Consider the following 20,996-nt stretch of genomic DNA (forward strand, 5'->3'; position numbering starts at 1 on the left):
CTTGTGTTAATCACTGTTGGGTTGAGGCGGCGATGAAACAAGCGCGTTTAATGCTTAAGCTCTAATGTCCAAACCATTCTATTTTCCATCCCGTTTGAGGAGATTCGTAAACCATACCGCAATCCCAATACTGTTCTCCGTTGATACCATCCCACGCTTCATTGTATCGAAGATCCACCGTTACCCTAAAGACCTTCGTTTTTTTATCGGGCTCCTCTTTAATCCGTTCTGTTTTCAAAATTTTTGCGAATTTCGGGTTATCAAAACTTGACTTTGTTCCAATATTGGCATCTGTTAAAGGCAGTCCGATTCTTTCGTTAAATAACGCATCGTTTGGTATATTGATCGTCAAATTCTCCAGCAGCGTTTTTTTCGAGATGCAGTATTGCGCGGTCTTAGTGTCTTTTCGATCCAGTGCCGCGAAATATTTCTCAATGACCTGTTCCGGCTGTAATTTGGATAACCTTTTTTCGACGCTATCCCTTTCAATCCTGTCCGCAAGCCATTCATAAAGCGTTTGCCCAGTCACTTTTTCAAAGCTGTTGCCTTTCAGACTGCAGGCGTTAAAAGTGCTGTGTCGACCGGCGCTGATGAAAGCGCCGATGATTTTGCCGCCGTTTTTGACGACAATGCCTCTGCAATTCTCTATCGGGTGGAACTCCTGCGGCATAGGCTCATGGATTCGGTAGATTTCTACATCAATGTTGGCGGTGGCGTATCTGTTCATGTCCAGGCCGATATCCTTTGAAAGCTCGTTATTATAGGCAAAATAATATGTACCTGGGTCAAATTCAGATAAAACTTTGATCTTGTTTAACCCATAATTTATCCCGCCAAGCTGATAATCCAGTGTCCAGCCATAGGCATGAAACAGAGCTGCGGCATCGGGGTCATCTATATGGACGGTAATGTTTGCATTCTCCAGAAACGAATCGATATAACGCGCAAAATCGGTCCCTGTTTCGTAAAGGCCGCCGTCTTTTACGATGTAAGCCTTATCATACAGCGTATCGTAGTAAAGCCCGCAGCTATATCCACCGATCTCATTTGACAATTTTATCGTATACTGATTGGTATGATTATTTTCCAAATCATCCTCTTGTGCTGACGTCCGGCTCGTTCGGAGGGTTGTATCAATATATGCCACGATTTTGGTGTCGGTTGTCTCAAACTCGTCTGCCGTCTTAAAACCCTTGTTTTCGGAATGAAACGTAATTTTCACCCTATCATAATCGGTTGCATAGGCTGTTTCCGAAAGCCCTGAAGCACTTTCCGGTAATGAGTTTGGCCGGGTGCCTTGATTTGACGGGTTTTCGAGGGTCGGTTCCATTGGCCTGCTGGCCAAAAGAAAAATGCTGATTGCGACGACAGCCACGGTCGCCGCTGCGCGTATCCAAAACGTGGGCTTTTTATAATGCAGCACATTCTTCACCCTTGCCTTTACTCCCGTTTCGCCAAAAGCCAGCGGGCTGGGAAGCCCGCTTTTTTTAGCCGACAGAGCGAGAAGGGAATGGGAATAATCGCCTCGGATGTCGGAATCATAGCGTTTCATCACACGCTCGTCCGCTGACAGCTCCATGTCCCTCGCCATCAGTGCGTAGGAAACCCAGACGATGGGATTAAACCAATGCGCGCATGTGATCAAAAAGGCCAGCGGCTTGATCAGATAATCAAGGCGTCGGATATGCGTCCGCTCATGTGCTATCACATATTCAAGCTCTTTTTCACCAAGCCCTGTGGGGATATAGATTCTGGGATGCAGAAAGCCCAGCACAAAGGGTGTTTTGATCAGATCGGTTTCGTAAACGTTGTTACTTACCAGGATTGCGGTCATGACCCGTTTTTTCAAACGCAGATAGCTGATCAGCCCATACAGCAACAGCGCAAAAATGCCAGCCAGCCAAAGATACGATCCGATTTCCAGCGCAATTTGAACAGGATTGGCGCTGTTTATGGGGCTTACGGGCGGCAGGGATTTTTCAATAGCGGTATTGACGGCATGATCGACGGCCGGTACCCCGCTTTGGATGGATGGGTTCTGGGAAAAAATGATATCGTGTGGTATGGTTTGTGGTTGCACAGGAACGGCGCTCATCGGCAATTGGATCGAAAAGGGGCAAACAAGCCGAAAGAATACCACCGCCCAAAGCGCATACGAATAGATTTTCGGTGCTTTTCTCAGGGCCGGACGGATCAGGATGACGATCAGCGCGATGAAGCTCGCGCTCAGGCTCATGTTCAGAATTCCGATCAGCAATCCGCTCATTTCGTCGCCTCCTGAATCATTTTCCTGATTTGTTCGGCCTCGTCCCGCGTGAGCTTTTTGTCCTGCAAAAACGCAGCGACAAAGCAGGGTAAAGAGTTGTCGAAGGCCTTTTCGAGTATCTGTTCGCTCTCGTATTTTTGTACCTGTATGCGTTTAACGAGGGCCGTTACAACGGCTTTCTCGTTTTTTAACACACCCCGCTCCGACAGTCGCTTGATAACGGAGTACGTAGTGGATTTTTTCCACCCGAATTTGCTCTGACACAGCTTGACAAGTTCCGTTGAGTTAATCGGCTCTTTCTCCCAGACAATACACATGAAACGGTATTCGGCGTCGAATATTTTTATGTCCCCCATTTGAAGCCCCTCCTTGCAGAGTCGAATGTGTTAGACCTTATTTTGAGTCTGACGCATTCGACCTGTATTTGTCAAGAAAAAAGTTTATTCGGGCAACCTCCTTTATCTCTCTGTATAGACGAAAACGCCTTATTCCCAGAGGATCGCCTGGAAATGAGGTGCTTTCTTTCCGTATTCAGCTTGTTAGCGGGTAGGTTCACCATTGTTTCTTGTGACTGTCCGCCTTTGGCTGGCAGTCATTTTTCTTCTTAGGCACTTATTAACAGTAAGTCAAGCAATAAAGGAAAAGGGATTTAGCCAAACAGGCACGAATTTTGAAATGGATAGTTTTACGAAGGGGGAAGCAATTTTGAGCCTTCGCTTTATCGTTGGTAGGGCAGGAAGTGGCAAGAGTCATAGCTGTTTAGCAGAGGTACAACAGAAGCTGCGGGAAAATCAGGGGGAAGGGCCCATTATTCTGTTGGTACCGGAACAAGCCACTTTTCAATATGAATACATGCTGGCCACCACCCCGGAACTGAAGGGCATGATCCGAGCCCAGGTCTTAAGCTTTCGTCGTTTGGCCTACCGGGTTCTCCAAGAGATGGGTGGGTCCGCCAGGGCCCATCTTGGTGAATTAGGTAAAAAGATGGTACTCCGGCGAATTATTGAGCGTCGTAAGTCAGAGTTGAGAATATTTCACCGGGCAGCAAAGCAGCCTGGTTTTGCCGACAGTTTGGCCAGTACCTTGTCGGAGTTAAAACTTTACAGCGTTGAACCGGGGGACTTACAAAAGGGCTTACATCATATGCAGGGTGCAAAGGGCAGTACCATTTTGGATAAACTTCAGGATCTTAATCTGCTCTATAAAGATTTTGAAGAATTTTTAGCAGATCGTTTTATCGATCCAGATGATTATTTAAATTTGCTGGCCCAGCACCTTAAGGGGTCTCCTACTGTTCAAGGAGCAGAAATATACATCGATGGTTTTACTGGTTTTACACCCCAGGAATACGGGGTGATCGAGCAAATTCTAGGTACCGCAGCCAGGGTACATGTGGCACTTTGCTTTGATCCCATTTACTTAGTGGAAGCTTGCGAGGAATTGGAGCTGTTTTACCCCACGGTGGAGACCTATCATACCCTACGGGATCTGGCTGGCTCTTTAAGAGTTCCCCTGGAGGAACCGAGATTATGCCAGGCTGATACGCCGGTTCGCTTTGCCAGGGAATCTGCCATTGCCCATTTAGAGAAAAACTACTTCAATCACCCACTGCAAGCCGGGAACACGGCCCAGGGGGTAACCCTGGTGGCCTGTGCCAACCGCCGGGCGGAGGTGGAGGCTGCGGCCAGGGAAACGATTCGCCTCTGCCGGGAAGAGGGCATGCATTGGCGGGATATTGTGATCATGCTGAGGGATTTAGCCAATTATGGTGACCTCGTCAGTACCATTTTTGCTGATTATGGGATACCTGTTTTTATTGATCAAAAAAGGCAGGTGCTCCATCATCCACTGGTGGAACTGATACGCAGTGCCCTGGAGGTGGTCTGTCAACGGTGGACCTATGACCCGGTCTTTCGCTATTTAAAAACAGATTTGGTTCCCGTACAGCGCAACGAAATAGATTGGCTGGAAAATTACGTCCTATCCCACGGCATCCGGGGTAATCGTTGGATTGACAACAGGGCTTGGACCTATCGGAAGCAGTATACCCTGGGTGAGGATCAGGAGTTTAATGACCGTGCGGCAGAGGAACTGGCCCAAATTAATCAGATACGCTATGCTGCCATTGCACAGCTAAATGATTTTTATAAAAAGGCAACGAAATGTCGTCAGGTCCGTGATATCACCACGGCCCTTTTTGAATTACTGGAATCTTTGGCTGTGGCCGAGCGTATGGAAGTTTGGGCGAAGGAAGCAGAGAAGGCCGGTCGGTTAATCGAGGCCAGAGAACATGCCCAGATCTGGGATAATGTCATCCTGTTGTTGGATGAGATTGTCGAGGCCATGGGAGATGAGGAACTGAGTTTGGAAGAATACGCCCAGGTTCTGGAGGCTGGGCTGGAAGGTTTAAAGCTGGGCCTTATTCCACCGGGACTAGATCAAGTGGTGGTAGGGACACTGGAGCGTTCTCGGAACCCCAATGTTAGGGCAGCGCTGGTGCTTGGTATCAGTGACGGTGTTTTACCGGCTCGGCCAACGGAAGAGGGATTATTTAGTGACTCTGAGCGGGAAACATTAAGGGAAAATGGTGTAAATATAGCACCGGGGATCAGAAGAAAGCTTTTTGATGAGCAATATTTAATCTATGTGGCCCTAACCAGGGCCAGTGAAAAGCTGTGGCTTAGCTATCCCCAGGCGGATGACGAGGGAAAGGCCCTTAGACCATCCCAGGTCGTGCAGCGGGTTAAGGAACTGCTGCCCCTTGTTGAAGAACATATTTTGTCAGTGGAACCGCCCGCTGCCGGGGGAGAGGGGGATCTGTCTTTTGTGGCCAGTCCGGGTCGCACCCTATCTTATTTAGCCTCTATGTTTAGAGAAACGGTGGCTGGCCATCCGGTAGATCCAGTGTGGCGGGATGTTTATTCTTGGTTTGTCCGGCACCCCCAGTATCAGGAATCCTGTGCTAGGGCGTTGGCTGGCCTCTATCATGTAAATCAGGAAACCCCTCTGCCTGCGAGCCTGGGGCGTAGATTGTATGGCCATCCTTTAAGGGCCAGTGTGTCTCGCCTGGAACGTTTTATCACCTGTCCCTTTTCCCATTTTCTAGCCCATGGCCTAAAACTAAAGGAACGCGGCCAGTTTAAATTAGCCGCACCGGATTTGGGGCAGTTCTTCCATGCAGCCCTTAAACAATTTGCGGATCAAATAAAGCTTCTAAAAATGGATTGGGGCCAATTATCCCGTACCCAGATAGTCACCCTCACCGGGGAAATAGTGGCTGAACTGGCACCTCAATTGCAAAATGAAATTCTTCTCAGTACCGCCCGGCATCGTTATTTAATTAAGAAGCTGAGAAGAACCTTAGAAAGAGCGATATTTACTCTGACGGAACATGCCAGAAGGGGTGCCTTTCGACCAATAGCGGTGGAACTGGGCTTTGGTCCTCAGGCTGAATTGCCGGCAGTCCAATTGACTTGTGCGGAGGGTTATCAAATGGAAATGGTGGGGCGTATTGACCGCATTGATAGTGCCTGTGAGGGTGGGCAGCACTATTTTTCGGTTATTGACTATAAGTCGGGACAACCGGACATTCGATTAAACGATATTGTCCACGGTTTAAAGCTGCAACTGCTTACCTATCTGGATGTAGCCCTGCGTCAGGCAAAGCGATTGACCCAGCATGAGGCTTTGCCCGCTGGTATGCTTTATTTTAGTGTCCGGGACCCTTTGTTGACCACTGCCGGTCCCATAACAGAAGAAGAGGCTGAGAAAAGTCTTCTTAAACAGCTAAAAATGAAAGGTCTGTTACTTGCTGATCCATTGGTGATTGCCCAAATGGATCAAGGGATGAGCGGGCAATCGGAATTATTGCCTGTGGGTTTGAAGAAGAATGGGGACTTTTATGCTAATTCCAAGGTTCTTACGGAAGAACAGTTTAAGCTGTTAAGAGATTACCTAGAGGTTAAATTAAAGTCCATTGGTCAGCGTCTGCTTAACGGAGATGTTAGTCTAAGTCCCTATCAGAGAGGGAAAGAAAAGGCTTGCTCTTACTGCATCTTTAAAGCAGTTTGCCAGTTTGACCCACTGCTGGAGGATAACTTATTCCGACTGCTGGCAGATCAAGAGGAGCAGGTACTCTGGTCGCTGATCAAGGAAAGCCTGGGTGATAAACATGAGTGATAAAAGATGGACCGAAGAACAACTGGCTGCCATTACCACCCGTGATCATAACCTATTAGTGGCCGCCGCCGCCGGTGCCGGTAAAACCGCAGTTCTGGTGGAAAGGATTATTCAATTAATTACCGATCCCCACAAGCCGGTAGATGTGGACCAACTATTAGTTGTTACCTTCACCAATGCCGCAGCGGCGGAAATGCGTGAACGTATTGGCCAGGCCTTGAGAAAGGCCATCGAGGATAACCCCTTTTCTAAAAAACTTACGAAACAGTTAACCATGTTGAACCACGCCTCCATTACCACCCTGCACTCCTTCTGTCTGGATTTATTAAGACGTTACTTTTACCAATTGGATTTAGACCCGGGTTTCCGGGTGGCCGATGAATCCGAGTCGGAACTCTTGCGCTTGGATGTGCTGGAGGAACTCTTTGAAGCACGTTATAATCGGGAAGGGTCAGAAACCTTTGCCCTTTTGGTGGATAGTTACGGTGGCCCAAGGGATGATGCCAAATTACAGGAATTAGTTCTGGAACTATATCGTTTTTCTGGCAGTCATCCCCTGCCTAAACATTGGTTGCAGGGACTGGCGGAAAACTATGCTATTTCCGAGGATAAAACCCTAGATGATCTACCCTGGCTAACGCAGATAAAGGAATATGTTATTCAGGAACTGAGGGGAGTTTTAGGCCTTCTCAAACAGGCAGATCGGTTGGCCAGACAGCCAGGCGGACCGGAACCCTATGGCAAAACCCTGGGGGTAGATATGATCACTATTGAGCCCCTGGCCAATAGTTCAAGTAGTGTTTGTTGGGATCAATTATACCGTTCCTTGACCTTGGTTAAGTGGGGTAAATTAAGCCCTTGCCGGGGTGAGATTGATGACAATTTGAAGAATAAAGCCCAGGGCCTAAGGAATAAGGCCAAAGATAAGTTTAATGAGCTATTAAACACTTATTTCTGTGCCGAGCCCTCCGTTATTTTAGAGGACTTACGTTCTTTACAGCCCCTCATCAGCGAGTTAGCCAATCTGACCATTGAGTTTATGGCGCTTTACCAGCAGAAAAAACAGGCCAAGGGGTTGGTGGATTTTGGGGACCTGGAGCACTATTGCCTGGCCATCCTGCTCGATAAAAACAGTCCTGAGGGTGAACTGCACCCCTCGGCTGTGGCCCTTGAATTACAACAAAAGTTTGCCGAAGTACTGGTGGATGAATATCAGGATATCAATGCTGTGCAGGAGACGATTTTAAGGCTGGTTTCTAAAACAAATAACCGTTTCATGGTGGGAGATGTTAAACAAAGTATTTACCGCTTCCGGTTGGCGGAACCGAAACTATTTCTTAGCAAATCGGAACGCTATCGTCACTCTGACAAACCAGAGGGTATTCGCATCGGACTGAGTAAAAACTTCCGCAGCCGATTGGAGATTGTGCATGGGGTTAACTTTATTTTCCGTCAAATTATGACCAAGGCTGCTGGTGAAATACTTTATGATCAATTGGAGGAGCTTCATTATGGTGCTGATTACCCCCAGCAGGATGGGGTAATCACAGCAGGGGGTCCGGTGGAAGTTCATTTAATCGATCGTAAGGACAAGCAGGCAGAAATAATCAATGTCGAGGTGCCGGAACCAGAAGAAACTGGCGGTGAGTCTGAAGATCAGGAAGATTTAGATAATGATCAAGCTGAGGCCAGACTAATCGGCGGGCGCATTTTAGAAATGGTCAAGGGTTCGGAATTTAAGGTGTGGGATCATGCTGTGGGTCAATACCGTCCGGTAAGTTATCGTGATATCGTTATTTTACTGAGGGCCACCACGGGACGAGCCAATACCTTTCTGGAAGAACTAAGGGATATGGGCGTGCCCACTTATGCTGAACTGGGCACGGGCTACTTTGAGGCAGTGGAGGTAGAAACCTTTCTCTCTCTCTTAAAAATACTGGATAATCCCAGACAGGATGTCCCCTTGGCCGGGGTGCTTAGGTCCCCCATGGTGGGCCTTGGGGCTGGGGATTTAGCTGAAATACGCCTTTGCAGCAAGGAAGGGGATTTTTACGATGCGGTCTTAGCAGCTGCCCAGGGGGAGTTCGGTGCCTTATCTGTTAACCTAAGCAAATTCCTCAACCAACTGGAGGAGTGGCGCTCCCGGGCCAGGCGGGGCTCGCTGGCAGAATTAATTTGGCTGCTGTACCGGGAAACCGGTTACTATGATTATGTTGGCGGTATGGTGGGAGGAACCCAGAGACAAGGCAATTTACGGGTACTCTACCACCGGGCAAAACAATATGAAGCCACGTCCTTTCGGGGCTTATTCCGTTTCCTGCGCTTTGTGGAACGGCTCAAAAATGCCGGCAATGATTTAGGGGCAGCCAGATCATTGGGAGAAAATGAAGACGTGGTTCGCATCATGAGTATACACAAAAGTAAGGGCTTGGAATTTCCCGTTGTCTTTGTGGCAGGTTTAGGCAAAAAGTTCAACCTAATGGATTTAAATAAAGAGGTTCTCATGCATAAGGAACTTGGCCTGGGGCCTCAGATTATTCAACTAAGTAAGCGGGTTTCCTACCCCAGCCTGCCGAAACTTATGCTCAAGCAGCAGATTCGCAGGGAGTCTGTGGCCGAGGAAATGAGGGTGCTGTATGTTGCCTTGACCAGGGCCAGGGAAAAATTAATCCTGGTGGGGTCTGTGCGAGATTTGGCACAATCCCTGGAAAGGTGGGGTACCTCCGTGGCCCAGGCTGGCTGGCCTCTGCCGGATGCTGAACGAATGGCCGCCAAGTGTTATCTGGACTGGCTTTGTCCAGCCATTGCCCGGCACCGCAAGGGCCATGAACTGCGCAGGTTGCTGGAGGCAGACATGCAGCCCTGCGGGGCAGTGGCTGAGGACCCGTCGGATTGGCAGGTAGTATACCATGCCACGAAAGATATGCAAAAAAAGGATCAAGAAAAAAGCGGGCCGGCCCATGAACTTTTGACCCAAATAAAAAATCTCCAACCCTTGGAGGCTGGACCATTGGCAGCAGAAATTGAGTGCCGCTTAAGCTGGACCTACGGACGGTCTTTGATCACTACCCGACCGGCCAAAGCCGCTGTGACGGAGGTAAAACACAAGTTTGATCAATTTGTTCAACAAGAAGAAGGAATAATGCCCTATCGGCCTCAAATCACTGGCCGCCCTCGATTTTTACAGCAAGCCAAGGGTTTGACGTCTGCCGAAAGGGGTTCAGCCCTTCACTTGGTCATGCAGCATATATCCTTAGATCAGGTGCCGGATGAAGAGGCTGTTCAGCATCTTCTGGAAAAGCTGATGCAAAGGGAAATTCTCCTGCCGGAGCAGGCGGCGGTGATTAATCCAGCCCAGATTTTAAGCTTCTTTGCCAGCCCCATCGGCCAAAGAGTGCTGCAAGCCCCCCGGGTAGAGCGGGAACTGCCCTTTAGTCTGGCCTTGCCCGCCACGGAAATCTATCAGGATCTCCCCGGGGCCTATGCCCAGGAGATGGTTTTGGTTCAGGGAGTTATTGATTGCCTGGTGGATGAGCAGGATGGTTATCTGCTGATTGATTATAAGTCCGATTCGGTATACCAGGGGCAAGCTTCCCCAATGGAACGGTACCGGGGGCAAATCAACCTGTATACCCGTGCTGTGCAGGATATTTTAAGAAAACCAGTGAAGGAGCGGGTAATTTATCTCTTTGATAATGGGGCAGTTGTTTATATTTAGCTAATGGCCATGAGCTATGGGCCGTGACCCATATTATCAAGTTGAAAAAAGACCCTTGACAACAAAGAAATTTCCAGCATGAATCTTTTCACAATGAGCATTACTAAATCGGGAGGTGATTGTGCTGCTAGACTTTGAAGATCTTGTTATACCAAAGCCCGATACGCTAGCCGGCCCCGGTTTAGTTCGCTTAAAAGATGTATTAGATGACCAAACAAATCCCCTGGCAACTTTTAACGAAGAAGAGTAAAATTTGTCAATTTTGCGACAGGAGATATCCTATTTTTATCGAATACCTTAATTGAACTTTTCCGGTTTTGGCCAGTTTCACCTCTTAGAAGGTGAGCTGGCATTTTTTATTTACGTTTATAAAGTATTCTCTGCATCATACACGGGCAAAAATAATTTGAAAAATACTGCGTAGGGAACGATCTTGACCATTCCCTACGAGAACAATAAATGAATATATCTATAAAAACCACTTGTTACCAATGAATTGGGAGATCTTACAACTATTATTTTTAATATAAAAATGATATCATATTGGTATCGGTAAAATATAACTTGGAGGCGATAAAATGACCGAAAAGAATGTTTGGAAGGTAAATGGATTTTTGGCTATTTTAGTTTTACTTGCCTTAGTAGGGAGTGCCGTTTATCTCTTCCTCAAGCTTCACTTTATTACGGGGGCCTTTGTAATCTTTGCCTTTGTCATTTTGGCCAGTGGAATCGTTATCGTGCAGCCTAATCAGGCCAGGGCAGTCACTTTTTTTGGGCGCTATATGGGTAGCATTCGGGAAAATGGCATCTGGTTAACCATTCCCTTTTCCGTTAATAAAAAGGTTTCCTTAAGGGTAAGAAACTTTAACAGTGCCAAATTAAAGGTAAACGATGTAGAAGGGAATCCGATTGAAATTGCTGCTGTAATTGTTTTCAAGGTAGTGGACTCGGCCAAAGCTTTGTTTGATGTTGATAGCTACGAACAATTTGTGGAGATCCAAAGTGAAACGGCTTTGCGCCATGTGGCTACGAAATATCCCTATGATAATTTCGAAAGTGAAGGCTATTCCTTGCGTGGCAATACAGAGGAAATTGCTGCTGAGCTAGGCAAAGAGTTACAAGCACGTTTGGAAGTAGCAGGTGTTCAGGTGATGGAAGCCCGTTTGACACATCTGGCCTATGCAACTGAAATTGCCAGTGCCATGTTGCAGCGTCAACAGGCCTCTGCTATTATTGCAGCCCGCCAAAAGATTGTCGAAGGGGCAGTGGGAATGGCTCAAATGGCCATTGAGAAACTGCTTCAAGAAGGTACAGTGGAGCTTGACGATGAACGCAAGGTTACCATGATCAACAATTTAATGGTGGCCATTGTTTCTGAAAAGTCAGCCCAGCCGGTCATTAATGCAGGAAGCCTGTACTAGAAGGTGATAAAGTGCCACCAAGAAAAAGTTTCCCTTTAAGAATCGACCCTCGACTGCATGAGGCCCTGGAAAAATGGGCAGCCGATGAGCTGCGCAGTGTTAATGCACATATTGAGTATCTACTCAGGGAAGCGGTCAAGAAAGCTGGCAGACTACCAAAGAAAGAACCTGAAACTAAATAAGAATTATAAAGTAATGTCGCTTGCCCACTTATTTTAGTAGGTAAGCGACATTTTTGGTTATTGTGGTGCATAAACCTTTTCTATAATGCCGCCGAGTTTCTCTATGAATTTTTACGGCCTGCTCCAATTGCTCTTGGTTTTTGGGTTAAACTATAGCATGAGAGGTGGTTTTATTGGCATTTAAACAAGAAGCAGTCAATATTGGCAAAAAGATTTTGGGTGTTACAGCGGGTGCAGTTATCATGGCGGTAGCCTTTAATGGGTTGGTTATTCCCTATGGCCTGTTATCGGGTGGTGTTGGGGGACTGGCTTTAATGGGTAATTACCTATTGGATTTGCCAGTTGCTCTGGGAATTTTTTTCTTAAATATTCCTATTTTTATTTGGGGATTAAAGGAACTGAATAAAAAATTAATTATCTACAGCTTATTGGGGACTTTTATTATGGTTCTAGCCCTTCCTTTAACGAAACCGTATATTAAGGCACCTCAAATAGACTTGTTTTTGGCAGCCATTTATTCAGGTGTGGTGGGTGGCTTCGGTGCTGGATTAGTTTTTCGGTTTGGGGCATCCACTGGTGGTGCGGATATTATCTCAATGGTTATGAAAAAAAAGAAAAATATTGCCATAGGGACATTTTTATTTTATAGCAATATTGCCGTGTTAGCTCTGTTTATTTTCTTTTTTGATTTAAAAATAGTGATGTATACGGCCCTTTCCATGTGGGTAAGCGGTAAAGTGACCGATTTTGTTATTGAGGGGATTAACCGTAATAAGTCAGTAACGATCATTTCAGATAAAAGTGAGGTTATCGCTAAACGAATAATTGTAGAATTACATCGGGGTGTAACACTTTTAGATGGCCAGGGTGGATTTTCGGGGAGTTCCAAGAAGGTAATAACCTGTGTAGTCAACAATTTTGAAATTGGTAGGCTAAAGGAGATTGTTATCCGCAGTGATGAATTTGCCTTTATGTTTGTTACCGAAACAGCCGAAGTGACGGGGAACGGATTTGGTGGCTACAAATCCTGACTCAGGAGAACCGTCCCCTTGAGTCTAAGAGTCTAAGACCAAACCGTCAGTTAATAACTGACAGTTTGGTCTAATTTCATGCAAAACTTCCGATTGCTCCCTTCAAGAACCTCCCCTTGAATTATGCACCTGACATGTCAACTAGTTAATTGAAAAATCTATTTTCTTATGATAATCGCCCAATAATAATTCAAATTCCCACCTGCCGCAGTCAAAGGGGTAGTCATCACTGGCATCCAACCAAAAGTAGAATTTGTCGTCACCCTTAAAGAGATTTAATTTGGAGTGAAAAACTAGCTCTCTCTGATGACCATTCCTATAATACCAATTACCTGCACCAGAAATATCCTGTGATAAGGGTTGGCTTAGTTCGGCATAGACACATACCCTTTTAGATTGGGTTGAAAACTGGTTGGTAATATTAACCGGTGCACAGTCAATATTAATATCCTCACAGGTAATCAGTTTTGGGACTTCTATTAGCTGACTGGATTTTTCAAGATCTATCAGTGGTTTAAAACTACGAATATTTGCTAATAGATCCTTAACCGCATTTATTGGGATAGCAAAGTTAAGATTTCCTTCACCGCCGGCAAAAGTGATTCCGATTAATTGTCCATGACGATTAAACAATCCACCACCATGACTGCCATGTGTAATGGGTGTTGTTGTTTGGATCAATTGAATCCCTTGAATGGTAGGAATACCACTAACGATACCAGTTGAAATGGTATTTTGTAGTCCCTCTGGACTGCCGATGGCCATTACTTCTTCTCCTAACCTTAGATCATCCGAATCACCGATCAATGCAGGTTTTAAGTTTGCGTCATAAATTTTTAAAATAGCGATATCGATACCTTCATCATATTTCACGACTGAAACAGGGTACTGGGTACCATTGCTGCGCAAAACCCGAATGGTGTCGTACCCGTCAATTACATGGTAATTCGTTAATAATAATCCATCGGGGCTTATGATGACCCCGCTTCCCTGAGACATTGTTGCTTGATCGGTACAAAAAACAGTTACAACACTTGGTTCATTTTGGGCTACCTTAACGGTGTCCATTTTACTTTGGGGAGACCTATTTTGAGCCGTTGTAATATACACAGCGTTGGTAGTGTCATCCCAGTTGACTTCTGCCTCGAAGGATTCTGCTATAAACCTAAGGGGAACATAGGACTGGCCTTGAATTACTGTGGGTGGAACGGATAAAGTTATGTTTTTACCATTAACTGTCGCAGTTAAACTATCAATCGTTAGTTTAAGCTTGGTTGGTTCTTGATGAATCAAAATAACCCCGTTCTTATAACGAATGTTTTGATTACTAATGGACAAACCGTTTAAGATAGCCCTTAATGGCACGAACATACTTCCTTTTATGGTTTGGGGAGGTGTATCACAATGCAGCGGAGAATTATTGATGACAATCGATATTTCAGCCTTTGCTAGAGAGGGAAAAGCTGTTATACCAAATAAAATTGTAATGATGGTTAATAATATTAGTGTAAGCGGGGTCTTTCTCATAGCTACCTCCTATTGAAATAAGTTTAAAGACCCTGTAATCAAGGTCAAAAAACTTTAAATTTCAAAAAATTTAGAGAAAAGGCGGCACACTGCCTTCTGATGAAATTGGTATGAACGAAACGAAGATATGCCAAAAACCGGTGGCCCGCTATTGTATGTAAGCACATAAGGCCAAACCATCAGATAATATCTGGTAGTTTGGCCTTGTTTAATGTAAAACTTCCGATTGTTTCCTTCAAAAACCGTCCCCGCTGAATATTTATTCCGGCCAAGCTGCCTGGGGTGATTTGCTGAATTTGGCATCCCAAATTACGTGGAATTTTAAACTGCCGTCTTCACTAATTTCGCCAGACAATTGTTTGTTAGAAATCATAATGTCAAAGGATTGATTAACGTATTCATCAAAGAGCAATTTTCCTGCGTCTTCTTTGCTAAAGGCAATGGGTAAACGTACACCGTTTTGCCATTTTACCAGCAGCAGATACATATCTGACTCAGGGTCGTAGGCCCAGCTTGGGGGAGAATATTCACCTCCGGCGGCTTCCAGGGGTTCGGTCCAAGCAGGGTGAACTAAAACCATTGTGGTACGTGCATATTCCTTGCCATCGTCTTCATAATTTAGATCCGCCCAGGCTCCGAAATCGGGGCTGTAGGCAGCACCACCATATTCTTTAATAATATCAAATTGTTGTTCCTGTGACATAAATCTTCTCCTCCCAAAAATCTTTTAACAAATAGTCCTGTGGACATTATTCCCATCTTAAAACAATTCAATCTGTTCTAGCTTGGTTTTTGCTTTTTGGTCAAGGCTTTCTTTAAGGTGGGGTCGTCCTTCCCGTAACCATAGTTTATAGCCCTGGGATTGGAAAATTGTTTCTGGTTGTTTTCCGGCGGTCATGCAGATAAAAGTTCCATCTAACTGCCAAAGATATAAAAAAACCTTATCCGCCGCTGCATTGACCTGAACCCTGGCTACGCACCACTGGCCTTTATATTTCCAATAGATGTATTCTTGGTCAAGGCTTGTTATATCCACCCAAGTACCCCCAAAATAGCAATTCAGTTATTCATTCGCCATAAACCTAGAAAATCCTGTTTTTTAATTACTTTCCGCAGCCTTTTGCCCTTACAATGCCGTATAAGATTTTATAACGACACGGCGGAAAGCCTTACATATCAGGCTTTCCGCCGTTTTTTCTGATAGATTTTACGGGGTTGCTGGACAATCCCAACTGTATGCCGATGCCGTTTAAGGTGTGGCCAAAAATCCCGCCCACGGTGTAGCAGTCACCCGTTAGCGGTGTGTCGTTATTTTGATGCGCGCTCAACTGCTATCGCAACCGTACCTTTTACATTGTTCAACACACCGCTGTTGTTGTTTTTGTCTAATCTTTTACCGTCGAAATTTCCAATCCACAAATAGTATGTGCCTGCTAATGACTTAGGAACGATGAAAGAATTAGAATCTTTCATAAAGTTGCTTGAAAGTCCGGTTTCACCGAGGTATCCCTTGTCGTCATTCGAATCGTTCGTCTTGCGAAAATCGGCATTCAAATTCCCGTTTCCTTCTGCCGTTATGTCATATAGAATTATATCGCCTTCTTCAAGGGTATATGGCCCTCCTACCGCCACAAATTCATCAATATCTAAAGACTTTACATCAACGTTAATGGCTTACTTGGTTTCTGTAGACCCTATCATTGGTTTTTTTGCCTGTTTATCAACATGGACATTGATAACATTGTCAATGTTGTCCCCTGCCGAACTGGCGGCCAATGCTAATCCTGTGCCGCCGATTACCAGGATTGCTACAACAGCTAAAACCGCAATAGACTTCTTCGTTTTCTTAACGTTCAACATTCTTATCAATCTTCTTTCAATGTGCTTCTTACTTTCGCATAGGGAAGAACAAAAAGCCGTGTTCATGCCGACATGGTTATCCAGCGCGTTCAAGATGGCTTCGCCATAGCGTTTTCTTTCCCCGTGTGAAGGGTACGATATATTTTGTTTTTTTAATTTATTGCAACATGCCATCCGGCTTTGCTTTAGCGGAAATTATTTTGTATTTTTAATAAACCTTGCATTTTTCTTACACGGCAGGGTATGTCTAAATATACGTCGAAGCTAGATTGAGGAGAAAATAATTAGCTGGAGGGTTGGCTATGACAGCAGAACAAACTCTGAAAGATCAATGGGGAAAAAATATAGAATTTCTTCCTAATTTTTGGGTTGATACTGAGAAATTATCCGTTATCCAAGACCTCATGTTTTCTGGCATTAACGTTATGCTTACCGGCGATCCCGGTACTGGTAAAACCGAGCTTACCAAGCGTTTGGCCCATGCCCATCATCTTCCCTTTCATCGGGTCAATGTAGGGGCCATTCGGACTCCCAGGGATTGGTTTGGTCATTGGGAGTTTATTGGCGGCCAAACTGTCTTTATCCAGTCAGAATTTGTCAATGCCATTCAAAGGCCGGGTGTTATTGCCCTGGACGAATTTAACCGGGTTACCCCGGATATTCACAATTCCATTTATACCATCCTAGACCACAACCGGGAAGTTTACATTGAAGAAACGAAACAATATATTACGGTACATCCCCAGTGTATCTTTGTGGCCACGGAGAACCGTGGACGCAGCCACACCGGCACCTTTATGGAAGATACCGCGGTGGAGGATCGTTTTGAAACCATCAAACTGGAATTACCCCCGGTTGAAATCATGGCTGAATTGCTAATAAAGGTTTACGGAGTAAATGAAGAACAGGCACTTTTGTTGGCTAGAATTACGCATAAATTAAACAGTCTTTACCATGAGGAAAGTCTCAGTCGTCCCACTGGCTTCCGACCAGCCATCGCGGCCACGGCCTTAATAAAAAGGGGACAGCCTTTAAATACCGCACTGAAATATACCTTTGTCAATCGCTTTTCCCCAGATGGCGGTGTAGACAGTGAACAAACCACGGTTTTACAAGTTATTCAAGCTTATTTAAAATAATAAACGAATCATAACCTCATTATTGGAGGTGAGTCGGTGACGCTAGAACATGATGGAGAACAATGGCGTAACAAAAGCCTGTCGGATTTTTGGTTAACAGGCAGGGGGTTGGATAATAACAAAGGGGATAGGGGACAGACCTATGCCATGTTTAGCCATAAACTGTTGGGGTCCGAGGATATAGATGCCCAAGCTATGGCTATGACTGCCATCCTAGGGGCCATTTCCCGGGTGGTTGATATTGTACATGGAAAAAATAAATTTACCGTAGATTTTAGCTCCAAGGAATCCAGAACAGATTTTGCGGCAAAAAAAATTGCCCTAAGTGGGGAACCGCTGTATAATCCACCCTCCGGGTACATGATGCCGGATATTGTGGATGTACTTACGGGGATGGCCCTACATGAAGCGGCCCATGCCCAATTTAGCAAACCGGAGTACTATACAGAGATGCCTGGCAATTCCTTTATGGCGGTCATTCGCAATGTAGTTGAGGATGTTTATGTGGAACAACTTACCTCCCTTTATTACCCTGGCTATTCTGGTTATTTTTGGAAATATCGTCATTATGAATTTGATCTGAATTCAGGCAAATGGGAACACAAACCCCGTAAAAACTTAATGGAAAATGAATTACACCTTCGCACCACTGAGTTTTTGCTGGTTATGCGTTCCACCAGGGGTTATACCTCCAAGGTAGCTAGGGTCAACAAAGTAGCGGATCTTCTAAAAAAATATATAAATATTGACAGTCCTGCTAGATTGGAGAAATTAAATACCAGAACCGTCAGTAGAAGGATTTATGAAGAATTATTTGGTAACCTGATCCAACATGATATCGCTTATTCTTTACCCAGTTCACTGCTGGACTACAACAATAGGGGAAATCATCAGGCTGAATCAGGCAACAGCGACAATAGCAATAAGACAAACATTCCTAGTGATTTACAAAACTTAATCCAAAATATGCGTCAGGAAAAGTTACAGGTTGCTAACATGAGCGAACTGATGGAAGCTGGCTTAGATCCTGACTATCCGCCACCTCCGCCACCCATGGTGGTTTTTAGAAGACCTTTATTGGGCGAGGGGGCCACCGAGCGATATGAACAGGCTAGGGGTGTTGTAAATCCCTTTGTTATTCGGCTGCGAAATCGTTTAAGTTGGGCAAACACCCGGCAGGTTATCAATCAATATCAATTGCCCAGTGGGGAATTGGATGAAGATAGCCTGTATCAAGCTAGTTTTTCCAACCGAATATTCCGTCGTACTGAGATTATCGATACCAGAACCAGAGACCTGGATATATGTCTGTTGGTGGATACCAGTGCCTCTATGGTTTATTCTGCCGGAGAGGGGCTTTCCAGGGTTGAATTGGCCAGAAATTTAGCAGCACTTTTTGTGGAAGCTTTAGAACCGGTAAAATCGATTAGAACATGGGTTTTTGGTTTTAACCTAAAAGGTGCTGTCAATATGTATGAGCTATACTCCCCAAACTTAATGAACAAAGCTCGTCTTGGCGTTACCGATGCAGAGGGTACCACACCGGAGGGTACGGCAGTAAAATATGCTGCCCTAAGGATGATGGCTGAGGGACGACCCTTTGTGCAAAAAGTATTAATTGTTATTGCCGACGGCAATCCCAATCCCGGCCCGGAAACTAAGCTGGTAAAAGAGCAAGTAAAACGGTTAAAAGCCTTGGGGTGCAAAACCATTAGTATTTTATTGGGGGACAGGCCACCGGAATATGGCTATGAAAATATTATTCCTTGGTCCGACTATTTTACAGTTACCACTGAATTTGGTCGTTTACTAAAAAAACTTGTTGAGGAAAAGTAAATTGATATAAAGCCAGATTTCTCTTTTTGGGAGTCTGGCTTTTTGTTTGTCAATAGCGTGGAATAAAAGTTATAAATAAATCAATTTATATGTCTAATGAAAAAATAAATAACCGCTTTTAGAAAATTTGCGACCAAATCGGAAATTATTACTTTTTACAGCGTAATGACAAATAATATATGTCAGACCGCATTTAGACTGACATGAAAGAGTTTCTTAGCGTGAAAAAAGCTAAAACAATAAAAATAAATTTAAATTATTTGCAAAAAAACACTTGAAATCAAAAAAAGCTTTTGGTAGCATAACCGAAAATAGAGAATGACAAAGTAAACTAGGATTGAAAATAAAAACAAGTTAAATAAAAAAAGATCTGCAGCACAGGAGGTGAATTTATGTTTTTTCGCAAAATTACTACCAAGAAAAACGGCAGGGAATACGTTTATGTAAAGTTAATCGAGAATTACCGCCAAGAGGGTAAGGTAAAGCAAAGAGTTATTGCAAATTTTGGTAGTATGGAGAATCTATCTTCTGACCGAATTAACTATTTAATTGCCAGTCTTAGAAAACTTCACAATGAAGTTAGACAACCGTCTGATCAAGACGTTCCTGTGGGACTTACAACAAAAGTTAACGAAATTAGGGAAGCAATTGACAATTGTAACATTAAAAAGACAATGAGTTCGTTATTTGGAGATAAAATGTATCAAATGGCTGAGGCGATACTGGTCAAGGCAATTATGGCCAGTGAGGTTAGAAAACCCATACAAGAAGTATGTAAGGGTTTAGGCCTGGTGGATACGACTAGCTTACAATTCTATAATATTATGAAAAGAATTGGCGAGGAGGATACCAAGGAGGTTTTGCTTAAGGACAGGTTAGCTTTTGCTAAGGGAAATGAAAACATTCACAATCCCATTGTCATTCACGTTTTTAAGAGTCAGTTTGAAGGACACTCCTTTGATGTAGATACGACCAATAATGTCTATTTACCTGAAAATTACTGTAAACAAATCTATGTTTTGATGGCTTTGGATTACCAAGGGAATTTGTTGGATTTTGAACATGCTGACAATCAAAAGGAATTATCTGAGCTATTAAGTTACTTAATTCACAGACTTAATAAGCACATAAGCAGTCAAATAGTAGTTTTGGATGAGGAAAACTGTGTGAAAGAACACAGAGATTATCTTTTGGCTCAAAGGATCACGGAGACTTCAGAGCAACTGAATAACACGAATGAGATTAAAGTTATCCGGTATAGTCAAATAAGTGATAGCCAAATTAAAGAAATCAAGGCCAAATTAGCAAAGGTCGCAGCAGGCTTGGAGCATATCAAAGCAGATGTTTTATTGGGGAAAATGACCAAGGAACAGGCAGTGAGAAAGAAAGCTGATCAGATAATAAAAAGTAATGAGTGTGGGGATTTAGTGTCCTATTCCATTAATGAAAGTATCCAGACCTTTAACTATGAAATAAATGAAGAAATACTTATGCAAAAAAAGCAATCTAAGCTTAATGAGCCTTGGGGTATTATTAACTCAGACTTAGTAATGCCACTTCAAATAAATGAACTGCATATAAAAACAAACCAGTTTTATCACATAACTGATCAATTAAATATCCCACCCATTAATTTGTACGTGGATTATCATTATTCTCCAGAAATTATCTCAGGCCATATACAGCTTGAGATGTTAAAAACCCAAGTACAAAGCGCACTGCACAAAAATGCACAGGGGGGTGAGGCCATTAATTAAATTTGTCAATACAAAGTTATTTTTTCGTCAAAGAAATCTTATCATCTTTAGCCTGAACAATCAATACTTAAATACAAAAA

16 protein-coding genes are annotated in these 20,996 nt (G+C 44.2%); 9 read left to right on the forward strand and 7 right to left on the reverse strand.

The window, feature by feature from the left end; all coding sequences use genetic code 11:
• Positions 1-61 precede the first annotated feature (61 nt).
• Both V6C11_RS01140 and V6C11_RS01145 read right to left on the reverse strand, forming a co-directional pair.
• The gene (locus V6C11_RS01140) at positions 62-2,266 is read right to left on the reverse strand and encodes a M56 family metallopeptidase (RefSeq protein ID WP_333529241.1); all 2,205 of its coding nucleotides are present in this window, start codon (positions 2,264-2,266) and stop codon (positions 62-64) included.
• Entirely contained in the window at positions 2,263-2,622 is a 360-nt protein-coding gene (locus V6C11_RS01145) for a BlaI/MecI/CopY family transcriptional regulator (RefSeq protein ID WP_333529242.1), read from the reverse strand. The genes V6C11_RS01140 and V6C11_RS01145 overlap by 4 nt, the downstream gene beginning before the upstream one ends.
• A 349-nt stretch (positions 2,623-2,971) precedes the next feature.
• On the opposite strand from V6C11_RS01145, the gene addB reads away from it, so the two are divergent.
• From addB to V6C11_RS01175, 6 genes are all read left to right on the forward strand, one after another.
• Positions 2,972-6,445: a helicase-exonuclease AddAB subunit AddB gene (gene addB / locus V6C11_RS01150; RefSeq protein WP_333529243.1), complete on the forward strand. Its 3,474-nt coding sequence runs from the start codon at positions 2,972-2,974 to the stop codon at positions 6,443-6,445.
• Positions 6,438-10,163, forward strand: coding sequence for a helicase-exonuclease AddAB subunit AddA (addA, locus tag V6C11_RS01155; protein ID WP_333529244.1), 3,726 nt, complete (start codon positions 6,438-6,440; stop codon positions 10,161-10,163). Before addB ends, addA begins: the two co-directional genes overlap by 8 nt.
• Positions 10,164-10,284: 121 nt before the next feature.
• Positions 10,285-10,413: a hypothetical protein gene (locus tag V6C11_RS01160; RefSeq protein ID WP_333529245.1), complete on the forward strand. Its 129-nt coding sequence runs from the start codon at positions 10,285-10,287 to the stop codon at positions 10,411-10,413.
• Positions 10,414-10,741: 328 nt separating this feature from the next.
• Positions 10,742-11,584, forward strand: coding sequence for an SPFH domain-containing protein (locus V6C11_RS01165; protein WP_333529246.1), 843 nt, complete (start codon positions 10,742-10,744; stop codon positions 11,582-11,584).
• An 11-nt stretch (positions 11,585-11,595) separates the two neighbouring features.
• Positions 11,596-11,766 carry a toxin-antitoxin system HicB family antitoxin gene (locus V6C11_RS01170; RefSeq protein WP_333529247.1) on the forward strand — a complete coding sequence of 57 codons (171 nt, stop codon included), beginning with the start codon at positions 11,596-11,598 and terminating at the stop codon, positions 11,764-11,766.
• A gap of 173 nt (positions 11,767-11,939) precedes the next feature.
• Entirely contained in the window at positions 11,940-12,797 is an 858-nt protein-coding gene (locus V6C11_RS01175; RefSeq protein ID WP_333529248.1) for a YitT family protein, read from the forward strand.
• Between the two features lie 141 nt (positions 12,798-12,938).
• Here V6C11_RS01175 and V6C11_RS01180 read toward each other — a convergent pair whose 3' ends face one another.
• The 5 genes from V6C11_RS01180 to V6C11_RS01200 form a co-directional block, all read right to left on the reverse strand.
• Entirely contained in the window at positions 12,939-14,324 is a 1,386-nt protein-coding gene (locus tag V6C11_RS01180) for a trypsin-like peptidase domain-containing protein (RefSeq protein WP_333529249.1), read from the reverse strand.
• A 259-nt stretch (positions 14,325-14,583) separates the two neighbouring features.
• Positions 14,584-15,027, reverse strand: a complete 444-nt coding sequence (locus tag V6C11_RS01185; protein WP_333529250.1) for a hypothetical protein — start codon at positions 15,025-15,027, stop codon at positions 14,584-14,586.
• 57 nt (positions 15,028-15,084) lie between these two features.
• A complete protein-coding gene (locus V6C11_RS01190; RefSeq protein WP_333529251.1) occupies positions 15,085-15,360 on the reverse strand; it encodes a hypothetical protein in 276 nt (91 codons plus the stop codon).
• Positions 15,361-15,632: 272 nt separating this feature from the next.
• The gene (locus V6C11_RS01195) at positions 15,633-15,956 is read right to left on the reverse strand and encodes a hypothetical protein (RefSeq protein WP_333529252.1); all 324 of its coding nucleotides are present in this window, start codon (positions 15,954-15,956) and stop codon (positions 15,633-15,635) included.
• A gap of 42 nt (positions 15,957-15,998) precedes the next feature.
• The gene (locus tag V6C11_RS01200; protein ID WP_333529253.1) at positions 15,999-16,277 is read right to left on the reverse strand and encodes a hypothetical protein; all 279 of its coding nucleotides are present in this window, start codon (positions 16,275-16,277) and stop codon (positions 15,999-16,001) included.
• 209 nt (positions 16,278-16,486) lie between these two features.
• Here V6C11_RS01200 and V6C11_RS01205 point away from each other — a divergent pair, with 209 nt between their 5' ends.
• The 3 genes from V6C11_RS01205 (at position 16,487) to V6C11_RS01215 (ending at position 20,916) form a co-directional block, all read left to right on the forward strand.
• The gene (locus V6C11_RS01205) at positions 16,487-17,323 is read left to right on the forward strand and encodes an AAA family ATPase (RefSeq protein ID WP_333529254.1); all 837 of its coding nucleotides are present in this window, start codon (positions 16,487-16,489) and stop codon (positions 17,321-17,323) included.
• Positions 17,324-17,359: 36 nt separating this feature from the next.
• Entirely contained in the window at positions 17,360-19,159 is a 1,800-nt protein-coding gene (locus tag V6C11_RS01210; RefSeq protein ID WP_333529255.1) for a vWA domain-containing protein, read from the forward strand.
• Positions 19,160-19,551: 392 nt separating this feature from the next.
• On the forward strand, positions 19,552-20,916 hold the full coding sequence (locus V6C11_RS01215) for a hypothetical protein (protein ID WP_333529256.1): 1,365 nt from the start codon (positions 19,552-19,554) through the stop codon (positions 20,914-20,916).
• Positions 20,917-20,996 lie beyond the last annotated feature (80 nt).

It is taken from the genome of Desulfotomaculum sp. 1211_IL3151, assembly GCF_036763075.1.
Classification (GTDB): domain Bacteria; phylum Bacillota; class Desulfotomaculia; order Desulfotomaculales; family Desulfotomaculaceae; genus Desulfotomaculum.